2 protein-coding genes are annotated in these 1343 nt (G+C 58.5%); one reads left to right on the top strand and one right to left on the bottom strand.

Annotated elements, in window-relative coordinates; all coding sequences use genetic code 11:
• The coding region (locus tag C451_RS05705; RefSeq protein WP_007738665.1) for a heavy metal translocating P-type ATPase at nt 1–1093 on the top strand (1093 nt) is incomplete at its 5' end.
• Between the two features lie 29 nt (nt 1094–1122).
• On the opposite strand, the gene C451_RS05700 is transcribed toward C451_RS05705, so the two are convergent.
• A complete protein-coding gene (locus tag C451_RS05700) occupies nt 1123–1329 on the bottom strand; it encodes a hypothetical protein (RefSeq protein WP_049912997.1) in 207 nt (68 codons plus the stop codon).
• Between the last annotated feature and the right edge of the window lie 14 nt (nt 1330–1343).

The following is a 1343-nucleotide window of genomic DNA, read 5'->3' as shown; positions in this document are numbered from 1 at the left end:
GCCGTGGGAGACGTGGTTCATCCGCGGGCTTACCTTGCTCGTCATCGCGTGTCCGTGCGCGTTCGTTATCTCGACACCTGTCTCGGTCGTTTCCGGAATCACGAGCGCTGCGAAAAACGGCGTGCTGATCAAGGGCGGCAACCACCTCGAAACGATGGGTGAGGTCGACGTCGTCGCGATGGACAAAACCGGGACTCTCACCAAGGGCGAACTGACGGTCACNGAGCACAGCGAGACGGATGTCCTTCGATATGGCGCAGGGTTGGAACAGCGTAGTGAACATCCGATTGCTGAGGCGATTCTCACTCGCACGGACGAGGCTATCGTGACCGATCTCCCTTCCCCATCTGATTTCGAGAGTTTGACTGGAAAGGGCATTCGAGCCGAAATCGACGGCGAGACATACTATGCAGGCAAGCCAGCGCTGTTCGAGGAACTCGGCTTCGACCTCTCACAAACTCGTGGTGTGACCGACGGAGGAACTGTCTCAGACGGTGTTTCTCGAAACCCTTCGCCAGAGCAGGAAGAATTCACCGAGAGCGTATTCACTGAACTTCAACAAGACGGGCGAACAGTCGTCCTCGTTGGAACGGAAGCCGAGTTGGTCGGCGGGATCGCAATCGCTGATGAGGTACGTTCGACCTCGCAGCGTGCAGTCGAGCGTCTCCATGACCGTGGTGTCGGCCACGTGGTGATGTTGACTGGCGACAACGAGGGGACAGCGNCCATCGAGGAGTTGCAGGCCGAGCACGGAGATGTCGCAATGGTCGGCGACGGAATCAATGACGCACCTGCACTCGCCACCGCTGACATCGGCATTGCGATGGGTGCAGCAGGGACGGATACGGCGCTCGAAACCGCGGATATCGCACTGATGGGCGATGACATCGGGAAACTGCCATACCTATACAGACTGTCGCACACGGCAAATGGAGTGATCCGGCAGAATATCTGGGGGAGTCTCGGTGTGAAGGCGTTGCTCGCTGTNTACGTGAGTGTTGCGCTCGCGGTCGTGGTGGGTGATATGGGGATGAGTCTGGGTGTGACAGGTAACGCGATGCGCCTCTCGCGACTGAGCGCCCCCGAGGACTGAGAGGGTTGACGACCCGGCGGAAACGAGTGCTACTCGGGCGACCACTCGCAGGCGTCACCGTAGGTCAGCTCGTTCTCGGTGATATACGCCGACAGGCACGCGTAGTTACAGAAGTAGAGAGGAGAGCCACAATCGACGGTGCAGTCGCGTACACAGATGGTATCGTGGTCGAAGATACGCGAACCACAGTATGCACACGTCTCGTCTGTATCGGGAATCTCGACGGTTGTGGCCATGTTTCGTGGTTCTT

The sequence above is a fragment of the Halococcus thailandensis JCM 13552 genome (assembly GCF_000336715.1).
Taxonomy (GTDB): domain Archaea; phylum Halobacteriota; class Halobacteria; order Halobacteriales; family Halococcaceae; genus Halococcus; species Halococcus thailandensis.
This window is presented reverse-complemented; position numbering and strand designations above follow the sequence as displayed.